14 protein-coding genes are annotated in these 16,926 nt (G+C 40.3%); 1 reads left to right on the forward strand and 13 read right to left on the reverse strand.

The genetic code is table 11. The features are described 5' to 3' along the window. The first annotated feature begins 59 nt into the window (after positions 1-59). Positions 60-1,049 (forward strand): IS30 family transposase, encoded by a 990-nt coding sequence (locus IPJ96_14615; GenBank protein MBK7911548.1) that lies wholly within the window; start codon positions 60-62, stop codon positions 1,047-1,049. Positions 1,050-1,081: 32 nt separating this feature from the next. Here the strand turns inward: IPJ96_14615 and IPJ96_14620 are convergent, their stop codons facing one another. From IPJ96_14620 to IPJ96_14680, 13 genes are all read right to left on the reverse strand, one after another. After that, positions 1,082-2,458 (reverse strand): hypothetical protein, encoded by a 1,377-nt coding sequence (locus IPJ96_14620; GenBank protein ID MBK7911549.1) that lies wholly within the window; start codon positions 2,456-2,458, stop codon positions 1,082-1,084. Positions 2,459-2,838: 380 nt separating this feature from the next. Beyond that, positions 2,839-3,411 (reverse strand): hypothetical protein, encoded by a 573-nt coding sequence (locus tag IPJ96_14625; protein ID MBK7911550.1) that lies wholly within the window; start codon positions 3,409-3,411, stop codon positions 2,839-2,841. After that, positions 3,408-4,781 (reverse strand): hypothetical protein, encoded by a 1,374-nt coding sequence (locus tag IPJ96_14630; GenBank protein ID MBK7911551.1) that lies wholly within the window; start codon positions 4,779-4,781, stop codon positions 3,408-3,410. Before IPJ96_14630 ends, IPJ96_14625 begins: the two co-directional genes overlap by 4 nt. A gap of 311 nt (positions 4,782-5,092) precedes the next feature. Beyond that, complete coding sequence (locus IPJ96_14635) at positions 5,093-5,629, reverse strand: hypothetical protein (protein MBK7911552.1); 537 nt, start codon at positions 5,627-5,629, stop codon at positions 5,093-5,095. Between the two features lie 333 nt (positions 5,630-5,962). After that, on the reverse strand, positions 5,963-7,240 hold the full coding sequence (locus tag IPJ96_14640) for a hypothetical protein (protein MBK7911553.1): 1,278 nt from the start codon (positions 7,238-7,240) through the stop codon (positions 5,963-5,965). A 92-nt stretch (positions 7,241-7,332) separates the two neighbouring features. After that, positions 7,333-7,668 (reverse strand): hypothetical protein, encoded by a 336-nt coding sequence (locus IPJ96_14645; protein ID MBK7911554.1) that lies wholly within the window; start codon positions 7,666-7,668, stop codon positions 7,333-7,335. A gap of 55 nt (positions 7,669-7,723) precedes the next feature. Beyond that, positions 7,724-9,046: a hypothetical protein gene (locus tag IPJ96_14650; GenBank protein MBK7911555.1), complete on the reverse strand. Its 1,323-nt coding sequence runs from the start codon at positions 9,044-9,046 to the stop codon at positions 7,724-7,726. A 462-nt stretch (positions 9,047-9,508) separates the two neighbouring features. Next, positions 9,509-10,012 (reverse strand): hypothetical protein, encoded by a 504-nt coding sequence (locus IPJ96_14655; GenBank protein ID MBK7911556.1) that lies wholly within the window; start codon positions 10,010-10,012, stop codon positions 9,509-9,511. A gap of 7 nt (positions 10,013-10,019) precedes the next feature. Then, the gene (locus IPJ96_14660) at positions 10,020-11,282 is read right to left on the reverse strand and encodes a hypothetical protein (protein ID MBK7911557.1); all 1,263 of its coding nucleotides are present in this window, start codon (positions 11,280-11,282) and stop codon (positions 10,020-10,022) included. A gap of 738 nt (positions 11,283-12,020) precedes the next feature. Beyond that, entirely contained in the window at positions 12,021-13,289 is a 1,269-nt protein-coding gene (locus IPJ96_14665) for a hypothetical protein (protein MBK7911558.1), read from the reverse strand. A gap of 72 nt (positions 13,290-13,361) precedes the next feature. Further along, a complete protein-coding gene (locus tag IPJ96_14670) occupies positions 13,362-13,892 on the reverse strand; it encodes a hypothetical protein (protein MBK7911559.1) in 531 nt (176 codons plus the stop codon). A gap of 26 nt (positions 13,893-13,918) precedes the next feature. Beyond that, positions 13,919-15,289 (reverse strand): hypothetical protein, encoded by a 1,371-nt coding sequence (locus tag IPJ96_14675; protein MBK7911560.1) that lies wholly within the window; start codon positions 15,287-15,289, stop codon positions 13,919-13,921. A 472-nt stretch (positions 15,290-15,761) separates the two neighbouring features. Beyond that, complete coding sequence (locus IPJ96_14680) at positions 15,762-16,898, reverse strand: hypothetical protein (GenBank protein ID MBK7911561.1); 1,137 nt, start codon at positions 16,896-16,898, stop codon at positions 15,762-15,764. Positions 16,899-16,926 lie beyond the last annotated feature (28 nt).

The following is a 16,926-nucleotide window of genomic DNA, read 5'->3' on the forward strand; positions in this document are numbered from 1 at the left end:
CTTATCTTTTCTTACTTTCAAGTTCCTAACGCAACATAAAAATAAACATATGTTGCATCATGGGCAATTACAAACGAATTGATTTTCAGGAGCGAATCCGGATTGAGACGCTCCTGAGCCAGGGATTTACCTGTACGGCGATAGCTGAAACCTTGGGCCGCCATACCAGCGCCATAACGCGTGAGCTGGATCGGTTAAAGGGGTACTATTCTGCGGTAGAAGCTCAACTGGTGGCTAATGAAAGGCGCATAACCCAGCGGAGAACAAGGAAGCTGGATGCCAATCCCGAGTTACTTGATGCTGTGCGCCGGTTACTGAAAAAGCGATACTCTCCCGAACAAATTTCCAGACATTTGAGGAAAGAGTTCGCAGACGAATCAGGTATGCAGATTTCGCACGAAACGATCTATACGTTCATCTATATGATGCCTCGTGGAGACTTACGCAAGCAGCTAGTGGAGAGTCTGCGGCATAAGAAGCGGAAGCGCAGTAAGCGTGGCTTGACTATTGAGCGCAGAGGGAAGATCCCGGATATGGTAAGCATCGATCAGCGCCCTGACTACATTCTTCGCCGTTCCGTTCCCGGTCATTGGGAAGGGGACCTGATTATGGGAAAGCGGCATCAATCGGCTATCGGCTCCATTGTAGAGCGAAAAACCAGGGCGGTAATTCTGGTGAAACTGAAAGCGAAGGATGCAGAAAGTGTCCGAAAGGCCTTCGAGAAAGAGTTCAAGTCTGTACCAGCCCAATTGAAGAAAAGTCTGACGTATGACCAGGGCCATGAGATGGCTGAGCATAAGCTCTTCGCCAAGAATACACGGATGAAAGTTTTCTTCTGTCACCCTGGATCACCATGGGAGCGAGGGTCTAACGAGAACATGAATATGCTGATCCGCGACTTCTTTCCAAAAGGCACCGACTTCAATTTAATTACTCGAAAGAAACTCAAGCAAGTGCAGTATCTCTTAAATGAACGACCTCGGAAGACGCTCAATTGGAAGTCGCCCTTCGAGGTCTTCGAAGAGGAAATCATGAAAAAATGCATTTAACGGTAATGTTGTACTTTTAACTAAATGTTGCGCTACAACCTTGAATGTACCTTTGGAAATGATAAAAACGGACCGCTTTCCCTACCAAGACTTTCGTTATGTCCTGCAGTATCATATGCAGGGAAGTCACTATTACAGGTAGGACAAGTATAAGTCACTCCAGAAGTTGATTGACTTGCACCCTTCTGATTTTTGTTGTATTCCACCACTTCCTTTGTTTTATCCATTAGCTCAGCCAACTTGGTTCCTGAAAATTCAGATTCTATTGTATTTTCCACTTTGGAAGAGATGGAAGTATTTACCAAGCCCATATATTCACTAAACTCGCCAAAGTCAAATGAACCCCACACTTTCCCTTTTGTTTTTGTTCCTGGAGAATCTTTACTAGAACTGGCAGAACCATAAATCAACAATCCTCCAAAATCCGTTAAATCATTATACTCTTCTAACCAGCTGTCCGGTTTTGTATCTCCCGCTTCATCGCCTCCGAACCAAACATTGTCTGAATCTTTGTACTTATCATATAGGATGGTGGATGCTGAGCTTTGTGTTACTTTTCCGTCTGCTCCAACTGTTCTTAGCGTAGTGGTTGCATAATCATAGTAGTCATTCTCATAGTGCCATGCATTGCTTGGGCCTCTCATGTGCTTTACACCATCGGTCATTACACGATTGGCTTTCATGGTTTCAATTTTTGTTTCTCCTGTTTTCTGATTTTTAGTAATAATTGTAATGTACTCAGTCTCCCCTTCTGGGTCAGTGAATAGAATAGGATTACACAAAAAGGCTTTATAAGTTGACCATCCTGGTTGTAGTTTAAACAAAGGGTCTGGAGTCCACCATCTGATTAATCTTGGGTCGTATGGTCGTGCTTCCGTTGTGTAAATGTCTTCGTTCCCATTTACTTCATCATCCTTTTCATATCCGAAAGCACCGTATTTGTAACTATTGCTTGTGTAATTCCTTCCAGGCATCCCCATCCCGAAGGGATAATAATCAGTCGCAGAAACCATGGAAGCATTAAAATAATCCCACAATCCATCACTGGTCGTATCGCTCGGAACCGGCTTGTCACTGATGACTGTCATGACGTTACCGAGGTGATTGCTCAGCTCATAGCGTTTATTTCCCACAGGACTCAGGTAGACAGATGGAGCCGTCGCGGTGGTGCAGGTTGCACATACTAGCGTATCAGCAGTCGTAAGCATACCCAACCGGTTGCTTCCATAGAGATTGAACTCATTCACCACCAGTGTATCCCCGCCCAAGAGATTATATATCGCCAACGGATTTCCCTGCGCGTCCCGCACGTAATGCGTTGCACTCTGGCGGATAACCGATCCGCTGCCGTCCAGGTGGTACAGCCGTTTCTCGATCCGGTTGCCCATCGGGTCGTAGCGGAACTTCATGGCGATTGATTTGTTCGTGTTCTTCAACGAATCCAGCTTGCCGTAATTGTTCCAATACATCGTCAAACCCTCCGTGACATCCCCGGTCAGATTGCCGTTGCCATCGTAAGTATAGTTATTCGGCGATTGAGAATCAAGGTCTTCGGCATAATTGGCCGAATTTACCCCGTCTGTGACGTGGTTCAGCCGGTTGGTGCCTGCCTGCTAGTGAAAAGGGAATCTGCCCGAGACTCTTTGGGAAAACCAATAAATCACTTTACAACATCATTGGCTCACTCATTACCAAAAAACGGTTAAAAGATAATTTACAAAACCTTCTTAAGGGATAAAACCACGCCGGCCAAGCTGCAAGTCTAGGCGGTGTGATTTTTGTTCAAGTTTTATTTCTCTGACAAAATACTTCTAAATTTATCAATATCTGTAAACACGATCGAGTCTTCTGCTGCGTAAAATTCTATACGCTTACCTTGTAAATTTATTTTATGATCTTCACCTGCTATTCGCTTATAGTTATACATTGGTTCGTTTGCAGCCATAAGGCGAAAATAGCAGGTGTCATCCAAGCCGTTATAACAACCAAATTCCAATTGAGCTTCTGAACCTTTGTAATTTTTAAAATTGTTTTTTGCTACATGGTCCATTCTTTGATAGCAATATGTGCGTCCAATTTCACAAGGAGCAATCCAATTATTCGCTATAAATAAATCCATACCCGCATTAGATTTTTCAACTTGCCAACTATCACTATTGATATAAGCAACCGTATCATAAGCAAGTATGTGGACATAAGACATGTTTTCAAATAGCCATAAAAACTCCTGATCACTTGTTTCAGTTCGACTACAGATATAGAAGCCCTCAAGCCCATTACTATCATCACATTCGCAGGAATTACACCCTGAAAATAAACGTGAAAATATAAATAACAATCCTATTAAACTAAGCTGTCTCATTTTATTCTTAATGAACTAATGTCAAACAAGCCTAAATCTATTTTCATCTCGACAGTGCTTAAAGGCCCTGTTTTAGGCGGATTATCATAAGCCCATTTTGAATGCAGCAACAAAGAACCCATTGACATATCATTCACCAAATGAATGCGAATAATATTTTCATCGCTTGTAGGTGTAATTATTGCTGTATACCCTCCAACTGAAAGTCGGGCTAAGTTACCGTTTGTTAGGAAATCCAAATGGGCTTCTATTGAAGTCGGCAATGTTTCCCAAAACATTTTCATACTTGACGTATTGGGACTAAAACCATAAGATGTCTTTGTTCTGTCCTTATCATTCAAATAATTGTCTAAAGCATTTCTTACACCTGGTGAGTTTTTCATCATATATGAAAAACCTGAACTTGGTTCAAAGTATTTTTTGTTATCGCTTGTTCCTAAGAAAAAGGTTGTAATTTGTCTTTCTGCGGAAAGTGTTCCTGCAATACGTTTGAAAGGATTTTCAAATAATGGGTCGCTCCAAAGATTACTTATATCTTGCACTTCTGCACTGCCTTTTCCAAAATAATTCTGCTTGAAGTAGTGGGCCCAATCCCCATCCTTACCTCCAGCAAAACCATATTCATCCCCACTTTTGTATACATTTCCCACATTATATCCAGCAGCTTTTGCTTCACTTCTCATTTGTCTTGCCTCTCTTTTTGCACCATAAATCCCTAATGGGTCTGAGAATAAAATAGGATTATTGTTGTTTACGGAATAATGGGATTGATATGGATAACCAGCAGGGTCTAAGTTCCACCTTCTTCCGGTTCTTGGGTCATACTCCCAATATGGTGCAGCGTAGTGATTTCCGCTTCCTGATACTACGTCCACTTTTTCTTGGGTGTTGAACCCGAACCGATAATCTGCGTTAGAAAATGACCTTCCGGGTTGCCCCATCCCGAAGGGATAATAATCAGTCGCAGAAACCATGGAAGCATTAAAATAATTCCACAATCCATCACTGGTCGTATCGATCGGAACCGGCTTGTCACTGATGATTGTCATGACGTTTCCGAGGTGATTGCTCAGCTCATAGCGTTTATTTCCCACATGACTCAGGTAGACAGATGGAGCCGTCGCGGTGGTGCAGGTTGCACATACCAGCGTATCCGATGTGGTAAGCATGCCCAGGCGATTAGTGCCGTATAAATTAAACTCGCTAAGGACGATGGTACCCCCACCCAACAGGTCATATACCGCCAACGGATTCCCCTGAGCGTCCCGTACATAGTGCGTGGCACTCTGACGAATAACCGATCCGCTGCCGTCCAGGTGGTACAATCGTTTCTCGATCCGGTTGCCCATCGGGTCGTAGCGGAACTTCATGGCGATTGATTTGTTCGTGTTCTTCAACGAATCCAGCTTGCCGTAATTGTTCCAATACATCGTCAAACCCTCCGAGACATCCCCGATCAGGTTGCCGTTGCCATCGTAAGTATAGTTATTCGGCGATTGAGAATCAAGGTCTTCTTGATAACTGCCCCCCCTCTCTCTTCCAGCATGTAATTTAGTCTTCTGCTACTGGCATTGTAACGGTAGTGCCTTTCGGATTATGATATGGGTTACATCTTCACTTAAGATACTAGTATCCATATAGAGTTATTTCCATCATCATGTCACTTTGAAGTAAAAGATATTTAGTTAGGTTCAATTTTAAAACTCTTTACAATTTCTTTGATTAGATTGTTGTACCTATTTAGTTCCGCATATTCAATAACAAATGTAAGTAGATATGTCTTAGGATGGCCTGTTTCTACGAAGTAGAATGCTAACACACTTGCAACTTTAGTATGTTTTACATTATAAGATACAACTACAATTTCAGTGTTTTCATTCTTACAATCTACTATATCTCCAATCTCAGTTGATGTTAACTCTGTTACATCTGTGAAACTATTTCCTAAATCTTGAAGATTTAATATTATCATGGAATCTCTTGAATAGTTTGCCTCTAATTCAACAAGTGTAAATCCGGGTCCTATTTTATTTATTTGACTTGTGTCAATCGCGTATATGATCGGATCAACAGAAGATATATGTTTCCAGTTATTGGGTGTCAGAATACTTACACCAGCAGTATAATTCGAGACTTTAACTAACTGATATGAGTCATTTACAATGTTTAGATTGCAACTCAGGATTAGCAAAATAGTAAAAGAATATATTAGTTTCATTAAACTAGAATGTCTAATACTAATTTCAATGCAACTAATACAATAATATAAATTATTATGTAATATATTGACCTCCTAATCAATTTATTATATTGATATATTGCCAAATTTAGATCTAGGTCATCAGATTTAGTCTGGATATAATAGGGGAATAATATTAACTGATTTCTATCTTGATATACTGAATTTAAACTACTGGAATTCATTTGATGCAACAGCTTGTTGCACTTGTCCAAAGCAGACTTTATATTTATAATACAGTGCCAAAAACCTACTAGTCCTGTTATGGAAATAATTGCAATTAGAATGATGAGAAATGCACGCATTTTATCTCTATTCAGTAGAAATAATTTCAGTCGTGGTTTCCGCTTTGCCGCCAAGAATAAAACTAACCTGTGTAGCCACTTTCGCAGCGGCTTTAACTTTTGACTTACCTTCAATAGAGATATTACCTGAGGCTTCTGCGCCGCCAAAACTAGAAATACTTAAATCTTGAGATACGCTTCTTTTCGTAGTTGCAGGCTTCAGATTCCCGTTTAAGTCAATTTTAAATGATTGTGATATTGTAAAGCTACTTCCAGGAATTTCAAGTGAGGCTTCATTCTGAATTTCACCATTAAATATCTCAAACCCAAACGACCAACTACTTTTACCAGAATTTAGTTCACGCTTTTTTTGCACAGTGAATTCCAGTAAATTGAAGTTTATTGGTGTAAAGTTAAATCCGAAACTTGACTTGCCTTTCTCACGCTTAACTCCAGCTTGCGCGCCTATTGTTGCTTGAAGGGTCATGGTTGTAACAACCATCATTCCCTTATCAGGATTCTCGCTCTTATAAAGATAACGCATTACAGTTTGCGGGCTGCGTTTAATGTTCTCTTCGTTGATAACGGTGATGCTTTTAGGGCCAGTTACGATTTGACCTATGTTTGATATTTGCAATTCACATCCTTCCAAGTCTCGCCCCACAATGACAGAATTTTCAGCAAATGCAAATGAGCTATTCCATGGATATACTTTAAAAAGTGGATCCGGACTAAGGAAGCGTCCCACCGATGAATTATACTCTCGAAACTTGTAACTTAATAGTGTGAATTGATGATATATTTCGTTATTAATTTCTTGTCCATTGAATCCAAATCTGCTTTGGTTAATTTGAAATACTCTCCCCGGCATTCCCATCCCGAAGGGATAATAATCAGTCGCAGAAACCATGGAAGCATTAAAATAATCCCACAGTCCATCACTGGTGGTATCGATCGGAACCGGCTTGTCACTGATGACTGTCATGACGTTACCGAGGTGATTGCTCAGCTCATAGCGTTTATTTCCCACAGGACTCAGGTAGACAGATGGAGCCGTCGCTGTAGTGCAGGTTGCACATACCAAAGTGTCAGCTGTGGTAAGCATGCCCAGGCGATTAGTGCCGTATAAATTAAACTCGCTAAGGACGATGGTATCCCCGCCCAACAGCTCATACACCGCCAACGGATTTCCCTGCGCGTCCCGCACGTAATGCGTTGCGCTCTGGAGGATAACCGATCCGCTGCCGTCCAGGTGGGACAATCGTTTCTCGATCCGGTTGCCCATCGGGTCGTAGCGGAACTTCATGGCGATCGATTTGTTCGTGTTCTTCAACGAATAAAAATGAGATATGCAACTCGATAGGATAAGTAATCTGCATTGCTACATATACTTGATTCTCAATGAGCGATATTCTTATAATAGTAATAATTATCTACATCAAAGTAAATGTTTTCTATCTTTCCGAAATAGTTACTCTTAAAGCTAAATGCAACAGAAGTTTCTGAACTTGTTTTAATTATATTGTCTGTTTCGCCATGACTAATCCAATTATTAAACCATAAGCGCTTTTCACGTAAGAACCATGTACCACTATCTCTAATAATATTTTGGTTATTGTAAATAAATCTCTTATAGTTTCCGTTATTGTAGATGAACAAACTGTCTTTTCTATTTTTTGTGGAAACAAAGCGTTCCTCTGTATCAAATTGAGCTTGACAACTTAAAAGTATCATCAAGAAATAAATGTATATGTATTTCAATTTATACATATTCTATTTTGTCTGGTCTTTAGTTTCCTTTTGCTCTCAATTTCAGTTCTCTCATAGTAACAGTAAAATCATATGTCTGTATTGTCTCGCCCATAATTGGGTTTTCTATTCTTTTATGTCTATCGGTGTTCGGGAAATGATAAAGAAAGGAATATTCATTTTTAGTATCATATACTTGAATATTAAGTATATTAGATTGTATATCAAGCGAAAAATTAAACATTGCCGTTCCTGTAAACTGTGCCGATGACCATCCATCCTTTGCATACTCTTTAAATGGTCCAGTGTCACCATCAAGAGGATAGAAATAGCTAAAGTCAACTCTATACTGCGTTGGCACGTTCTTTCTATTTCCCTTTAAATAGTCTTGATATCCCACATAAAAAGCCTTCAAAGCCTCAGTTGTAAGATTGGAATTTTTCAAGGATTGTGTAATTGGTTCATTTGGGCCGAAGTTCCTAACGTCTGGTCCTTTCCCAGTTAAAAATTCTAGTGTTGTCCCAATTTCTTGCTGTTGAGCTATTGTTGTTTTTTCTTTGACCTTCTCTGATATCCTTTCCGCGGCATAATCAGATGTAAACTCATACAATCTAGCAATTATATAGGAAGTAGCTTTGTTTAAGATTGTAATTCCGGCTCTTTTACCCGATTCAAATAACTCATTTGGAATTCCTTCAGCACCATCAAGGTCAATATTTAATATTGGGTTATTATTATAGAATTGATATTGTGATAGTCCCGGGTACTGTTTAAATAGTGGATCTACGGATATTGGTCTGCCAGCTTTGGAATCGTAAATTCTTAAGCCATAATCGTAGAAACTAAAACTCGTTGAAATTTGATTTTCCATCTCTTTGCCATTAATTCCATACCGATATGAGCTACTTTCCAAATGTCTCCCTGGCATCCCCATCCCGAAGGGATAATAATCCGTCGCAGAAACCACGGAAGCATTGAAATAATCCCACAATCCATCACTGGTCGTATCGATCGGAACCGGCTTGTCACTAATGACTGTCATGACGTTACCGAGGTGATTGCTCAGCTCATAGCGTTTATTTCCCACAGGACTCAGGTAGACAGCTGGAGCCGTCGCGGTGGTGCAGGTTGCACATACTAGCGTATCAGCAGTCGTAAGCATACCCAACCGGTTGCTTCCATAGAGATTGAACTCATTCACCACCAGGGTATCCCCGCCCAAGAGATTATATACCGCCAACGGATTTCCCTGCGCGTCCCGCACGTAATGCGTTGCACTCTGCCGGATAACAGATCCGCTGCCGTCCAGGTGGTACAATCGTTTCTCGATCCGGTTGCCCATCGGGTCGTAGCGGAACTTCATGGCGATTGATTTGTTCGTGTTCTTCAACGAATCCAGCTTGCCGTAATTGTTCCAATACATCGTCAAACCCTCCGAGACATCCCCGATCAGGTTGCCGTTGCCATCGTAAGTATAGTTATTCGGCGATTGAGAATCAAGGTCTTCGGCATAATTGGCCGAATTTACCCTGTCTGTGACGTGGTTCAGCCGGTTCGTACCTGCATCGTAGTGGTAATGGAGGTTCTATTGTTAGAGGATACTTGAAATGGCTTCCAACACATCTACAGCACATCAACAAAAGATGTAACTTCGAATGCAGTCCGAATTAGGGGAGGGTTACAGGATGGCCACAAGCTGAACCTTTGTGAACTTTGATTTTCGCATACCCTTTACGAATTTAGTAGTTTAGAGCGTAGCTGTTTTTAGGAAAGCCTCCAGTTCTACTAAATCGAATGCATAGAAATATTTCAAATTTATTTTGCACTAAACTTTAAAAAACTCCTTCATCAGACTGCTCCTATATATGTAAGATACTGTGCCATAGATTAGAGCAGAGGCTACTAAACCAATCGCAAAATATTGCGCACTATTTAAATTTGAGTCTTTCTTCGCTAGCATATATATAGTAATAGTCGTGACTGGAATTAACCAAAGAGTGAGTTTTGAGAAGTATATCCTTGCTTTATCAAATCGATAAATTAATCCAATTCCGTAAGACATCAATAATAAAGATATTGGAATATATACTATATTATTAATTACAAACACGTTCCCATCTAATAAAGATAGATTATCTCTCCAAATTGCTATTGTTTTATTTTTATCTGAAATTAATTTACCTATGATTGTAAATACATCAGCATGAATTACGAGTGTAGCAATTGTCACAATAAAATGTATAGATTTAGCCAATACATGACCAGGGCCTATAGACTTATATTCTTTTAAAATGAAGAATGCAGCTATAATTCCAATAACAATATTCATATTAATATTATTTGTGCTCGAGCATTTTCGGTTTTTTTGAATTCATCCAATTATGTATATATTCGAATAATTGGCCTCCCATTTCTTGGTAAACATCATCCGATGTAATCGGTCCCATGGGCGCAGGTGTTTGCTCTCTCACAGCTTTTAGTGTTCCCCCAAGGCCTATTCCATAAATAACTTGTCCAACAGGCGTATTAGTGCCAATAATTGCCGTTTCCGCAGCCTCTTTAACTTGAAGAATAGTCCTTGATGCCGCTGGAAGATTGGGCAGTACGGTTGCACCCAAAACAGTGCCGACTACAATGACTCCGCTTACAGCCATTGCTTTTGTTGCCGGATCATACTTTGCTAATTGTAAGTACTGATGATCCAATGCAGGCGGTTGCATTTCTGGAGTTTGGTATACTATTCCTTCTCCAGGTAAAGGCTTAACAGGTATAGGTGCTTCGGGAAGCATACCCGTCCGTAATGATTGATTAATTAAAGCTTCTGGTACAGGTATATGTGTAAGGTTATCTTTTGCCGTGGCAAGTTGAGGACGGAGAGGAGTCGGATCCTTGGCTGGTTTCCCAGTCGAATGATCGTCTGGATCAAACTCTTTCAACCCCAGTAAATCAATCTTCCAAATCGGTTTATTACCAGCAAACTGATAGTTGGCGTAATCCGGATAGTTTCTAAACAGAGGATCTACAGACCAAAATCTACCGCATCTTGCATCATACTCTCGGTATCTAAATTCATAATGATCTGAGATACCGCTCACGTCGTTGAACTTTTCAATTCCATTAAACCCAAACCGATATTCCGTCGCAGAGAAGTTTCTTCCGGGTTGCCCCATCCCGAAGGGATAATAATCAGTCGCAGAAACCACGGAAGCATTAAAATAATCCCACAATCCATCACTGGTCGTATCGATCGGAACCGGCTTGTCACTAATGACTGTCATGACGTTTCCAAGGTGATTGCTCAGCTCATACCGTTTATTTCCCGCAGGACTCAGGTAGACAGCTGGAGCCGTCGCGGTGGTGCAGGTTGCACATACCAGCGTATCCGATGTGGTAAGCATGCCCAACCGGTTGCTTCCATAGAGATTGAACTCATTCACCACCAGTGTATCCCCGCCCAAGAGATTATATACCGCCAACGGATTTCCCTGCGCGTCCCGCACGTAATGCGTTGCACCCTGGCGGATAACCGATCCGCTGCCGTCCAGGTGGTACAATCGTTTCTCGATCCGGTTGCCCATAGGGTCGTAGCGGAACTTCATGGCGATTGATTTGTTCGTGTTCTTCAAGGAATCCAGCTTGCCGTAATTGTTCCAATACATCAATAACAACTATGAAACATTTTCGTTTGGATTACCAAATTATTTGTGTGTAGCGCATTAACTATTTTACCAAGCAATATGTTCTGAATATTTATCGAAACGTTGTAATAATGACTAGGCTATCACAAAAGTCCATAGAATGAGCTAACATCGAGTCTATTCTATTATTCCACAACGATTGATTATCCCGACTGAGACTATGGTTAGTTTCTAAATCATACGCTTCATGTAGTGAATCTTGAAACTGCTGACATCTATTAGAATAAGTATATAGTAATTTTATCGCTTCAAAATAGGTTAAGGGTTCAATATCAGCACAAAGTTCTCTAAACTTGCGTACAGAGACTTCTGCGATATTAAAATGCCCTTGTTCATGAATTAATCCATACAAGGATGAATCAGACTGGAGCCTCCAGGATTCGGTTGGTAACATATAAGCTCTACTAGTGACATAAATCAAAGAGTCCACTTTTCTTGTTGAATATTCAAAATTCACATAAACAGCAGCGCTAAAATTTTGGCCTGAAATGTCTTTGGGATCACTTCTGACAGTAAACATATTCCAACTTAGATTGATATGAGGACTCCAAAATACTTTTGTGTCTGTATAATCTTGGACATCACCATTGAAAATACAGTAAATGTAACTCAATAGAATAAAACACTTCAACATAAATGTTAATCTACTTTAATTTGCGATTCTCCCTCGTAGTATATCGAAATATCATTCTTGCTATCAATTTCACTGTTGATCTTGTCTATGTTAACCGTAGCATTTGGATAAAATTTAGAAAGTAAATGTAATATTCGTTCACTGTAGCGAGTATACGCATCCGTTGCAAGTCCGACATTGATTCTTTTTACGTCTTCCCTTGTTTGACGATACTCTTCTTGATTTGAGTTGATGAGTAATTGAATCTTATTAACTAAGGAATTTGCTCCAGAAGTTAAGTCATTATAATCAGCAATTATACTATTGGTAGAACCACCCCAACCTGATACTGGTTTCACTATTTCAGGCTTCCTGCGCCTTTCTACTTTGCTCTCAAGTTTTTCAGCATACCAGTAGCCCATAAATCCATTTTGCCCATTTACTCCATTCATTCCTCTAACTTCTGGATGTTCGGGGTCTGCATAAGGCATATAAATGTATGAGTAACCACTTCTAGGTTTTACTCCGCGTAAACCGCTGGTCTCATACCAAAGCTTCACTTGCGAATAAATGTCGCTAGTTATAGGAATAGCAGTTCCAGTTTCATTTGTTGGGCTTGTTATCCAACTGCTATTGGCGGCATTATAACCCTCTAACCCGTCAAGATCGATATTCAGAATGGGGTTTAAAGATGAAAATTGATACGGTGATAATTCCGGGTATTGCTCGCATATGGGATCAGAACTGCAAAATCTGGAAGTTAATACCGAGTAGTATCTATTTCCATAGTCTTGCATACTTGCAACTCCGTTCATATTGTCAGTCTCTTTCTTATTAAACCCAAATCTATAGTTTGACGAACTGAACGCTCTTCCCGGCATCCCCATCCCGAAGGGATAATAATCAGTCGCAGAAACCACGGAAGCATTAAAATAATCCCACAAACCATCACTGGTCGTATCGATCGGAACCGGCTTGTCACTGATGACTGTCATGACGTTACTGAGGTGATTGCTCAGCTCATAGCGTTTATTTCCCACAGGACTCAGGTAGACAGATGGAGCCGTCGCGGTAGTGCAGGTTGCACATACCAAAGTGTCTGCTGTGGTAAGCATGCCCAGGCGATTAGTGCCGTATATATTAAACTCGCTAAGGACGATTGTATCCCCGCCCAAGAGATTATATATCGCCAACGAATTTCCCTGCGCGTCCCGCACGTAATGCGTTGCACTCTGGCGGATAACCGATCCGCTGCCGACCAGGTGGTACTGCCGTTTCTCGATCCGGTTGCCCATCGGGTCGTAATTAAAATTATATTAGCATCTTTATTCATATAGAAAAAATATATATTTGTCCAGATATCTTTATTATCGTTTAATTCTGGCAGGAACCTCTAAAATTAGTTGCCTAGAATTTTCCAAAAATATATCTGTATTTATATATATGTACTGATCTAACTTGCTAATAACTGGATTCGTATCATTGTTTGCTCTTTTAATTTGATTCATTACAAATTTGACAACAACATTGCTATCACAATTGGTAAATGGTTTAATATTTTTAGCCGCTATATCTGCAGTGTATTTACTCGATTTATCTATTTTGAATGTTGTAATCTGATTGTACCTTGCTGGCTCAGAACTTGATAAATTATCAATAAAGACATACTTGATTGAGTCACTTTCGACTTCTTGAGCTTCCCAACCAATAGGAATATAATAAGTGTACTCATCACAAGTTGAATTTATTTCCAAATGAAATGAGCCATTTAATATATTATAATCAGACAATTGTATATTAATACATTCATCAGTAATATTAAATAATATAGGGTTATGCCCTTGGCAAACAGATGAGTAAATAAAAGATAATATTAATATAAATCGAGTAGAGTGCATTGAAAATAAATAATTATGCATATAACTTACTCTATATCAGCGACTCCAGGTTGTGCGGATCTGCTATAGTATCTTTCTTCTGCTTCGCTTGCAAGTTGATGCGCACCATTTTTGTAACTATAGTCATATACATAATCATGGATGCCCAATTCAATTGCGTTACCTTTCGAATCAAACTTTGGCACTCCCCATGGTTGTCGATTCGTAGTTCTTTGATAATTTTCAAATAATTCATGAAATACAATTGATCCCCGAGGTTTGGCTCCGTAGTCATCAACAAAACTAGCAATAGCTGAAATCACAACGATTCCATCGTATTTTCTTGAGGATTCATCCACTTTGGGTCTATGTTGTTTGCTTGACGGTGTATTCTGAAACCATGTTTTCCATTCTCCTAGTGTATTCGGCTGCATCTTGGTTTTCGACCAACTATAAATACCATTTTCTGAAATACCTAGTAAGTCATATTTCGGCGTTGAGAGATTGCCGGCAGCATTGACTAATTGAATGTGTCTATTCGCGCTCATATACATGTAATTTTCTTCTGCACTAGCAAGGTTGTAAAGCAAAAGTAGACCTTCATCCTCATTTTGTTTTAAAACAGGGGTTACAGCTGAAGCGGTTAAGTTAACAAGTAGTTCACCATCAGCAGTAAAACTAATTCGATCTTGATACTTGGTTTGCACCAGCAAACGAATGTCAGACTCTGCATTTTCACCACTTAGCCAGAGACGTCCACCATCCTTGTCAACAAGTTTTGTAGGAGTGTTTCCCATCCCACAATAACTACTAAGTGTTGGATATAGCGAAGCAAAAGGATCGGGCGAAACCCACCTGCTAATTCTATTATCGAAAATGCGATGCCCAAAGTACATTAGCTGAGTACTACCTGAACCAAGTCCCTCTTTGCCGCTGTGACCAAACCTATAATTAGGCTCAGGTAGTGAGCTCCTCCCCGGCATCCCCATCCCGAAGGGATAATAATCCGTCGCAGAAACCACGAAAGCATTAAAATAATCCCACAATCCATCACTGGTCGTATCGATCGGAACCGGCTTGTCACTAATGACTGTCATGACGTTACCGAGGTGATTGCTCAGCTCATAGCGTTTATTTCCCACAGGACTCAGGTAGACAGCTGGAGCCGTCGCGGTGGTGCAGGTTGCACATACCAGCGTATCCGATGTGGTAAGCATGCCCAACCGGTTGCTTCCATAGAGATTGAACTCATTCACCACCAGTGTATCCCCGCCCAAGAGATTATATACCGCCAACGGATTTCCCTGCGCGTCCCGCACGTAATGCGTTGCACTCTGGCGGATAACCGATCCGCTGCCGTCCAGGTGGTACAATCGTTTCTCGATCCGGTTGCCCATCGGGTCGTAGCGGAACTTCATGGCGATTGATTTGTTCGTGTTCTTCAACGAATCCAGCTTGCCGTAATTGTTCCAATACATCGTCAAACCCTCCGTGACATCCCCGATCAGGTTGCCGTTGCCATCGTAAGTATAGTTATTCGGCGATTGAGAATCAAGGTCTTCGGCATAATTGGCCGAATTTACCCCGTCTGTGACGTGGTTCAGCCGGTTGACGCCGGTGTTGTAATGGTAGAGGAGTCACCAATGTTGGCTGTTACGAGTGTGGCGATATGATGCCATCAGTGAAGATTGCTCTCATGACTCCAGAAGCGCTGGAAGTGTCTTTAGATTTTTTTGGTCAGCAAATCTTCATTACTTGTGATGGATATCGATTTGCTTGAAAGACTATATGAAATAATAAAGCTGCAAATCCCTAAACAAACTGATTTCTTTAACGTGATGGATGCTTATCTCAGAGATTACAGAACCAGTAAAGCGTAGAGAAAGTAAATCAAAATTCTCTGTAATAAATCTTGTTACCCTCTGCTATACCCATTAGCACTCCATTGTTAAAACTTATACAAGACGCATCGGTAAAGTAAGGGAAGTTCTCTTTGTGCCAGGATTTTTCATTGAACTTCTTATAAAGCAGGATATAAGTCGGGATAAAATTTGTCATATCCATATAAACTACTATGAACTTGTCTTTGTGGATAAACAATTCAATAGGGGATTGGTCTTTCGTTAGCTCAAAGTTCTCCTGTACCTCTATTTTTTTATCGTTAACATTCATCTTCCATATATGCCCCATGTTTTTGGTTTCATCCTTGCCTAAAAGGTAAAGGGTTTCATCTTGAGCTACTATTTTGGTTATTTCATGAGTATTGGCTCTCCTACTTTTTCCCTTTTCATCAGTATAGTCATGAAGGGTTCCAAGAGGTATTTCGTCAATTACTTCCCATGTATCAAGGTTGATGGATACCAAAAGGTGCTGGGTGGTTTTTCCTTCTATATATTTAAACCGGATACCCCATAGTTTATTTCCCTGTACACATTTCTCATAAAAATGATCCCACATATGAAAGGGTAAAGAATGTTCTATCCAATTTTTCCCTCCATCCCGAGTTACCAAATAAAAATAAGGCTGGCTTTCATCTCTTTGTTTGTTTCCTGCAATGTAAATCTCACTAGAAATAATTTCGGATAAGCCGCTTATTCTCTCATCTGTTATTTTTAACTCTTCCCATTTGTTTTCTGCTATATAAAACTTATAATATTTATGTGCAATGTCGCTGTACAGTGAGCCGTCCCTATGATATTCATGATTTATCCATCCATCAATGATAATCACAATGTCATTGAAAAACAGTATCTCATTCAAGGAATTGCAGTCAAAATCAGTTTTTTCTTTCCATGATTTTCCGCCATCGGTAGAAATGCGAAAAAAAGGGCGATCAGTTTTTAAATCCCAATTTGTGGGGGCAATGGCTTTAGCGCCTATTAAAAAAATAATGGAGTCCCCCACATGATGCAGTGCTTTGACACTTTGTTCCTCTGGTTTGACATCAAATCTTATTTCCCTCCAAAAGTCATTATTGTTCATCGGCACACAAGCCATTAATAAAACCGTTAGCAATATCGATAACATAAATCTCTCCATCTTTCATACTATTCTC

The sequence above is a fragment of the Bacteroidota bacterium genome, assembly GCA_016713765.1.
Classification (GTDB): Bacteria; Bacteroidota; Bacteroidia; order AKYH767-A; family 2013-40CM-41-45; genus Pollutiaquabacter; species Pollutiaquabacter aromativorans.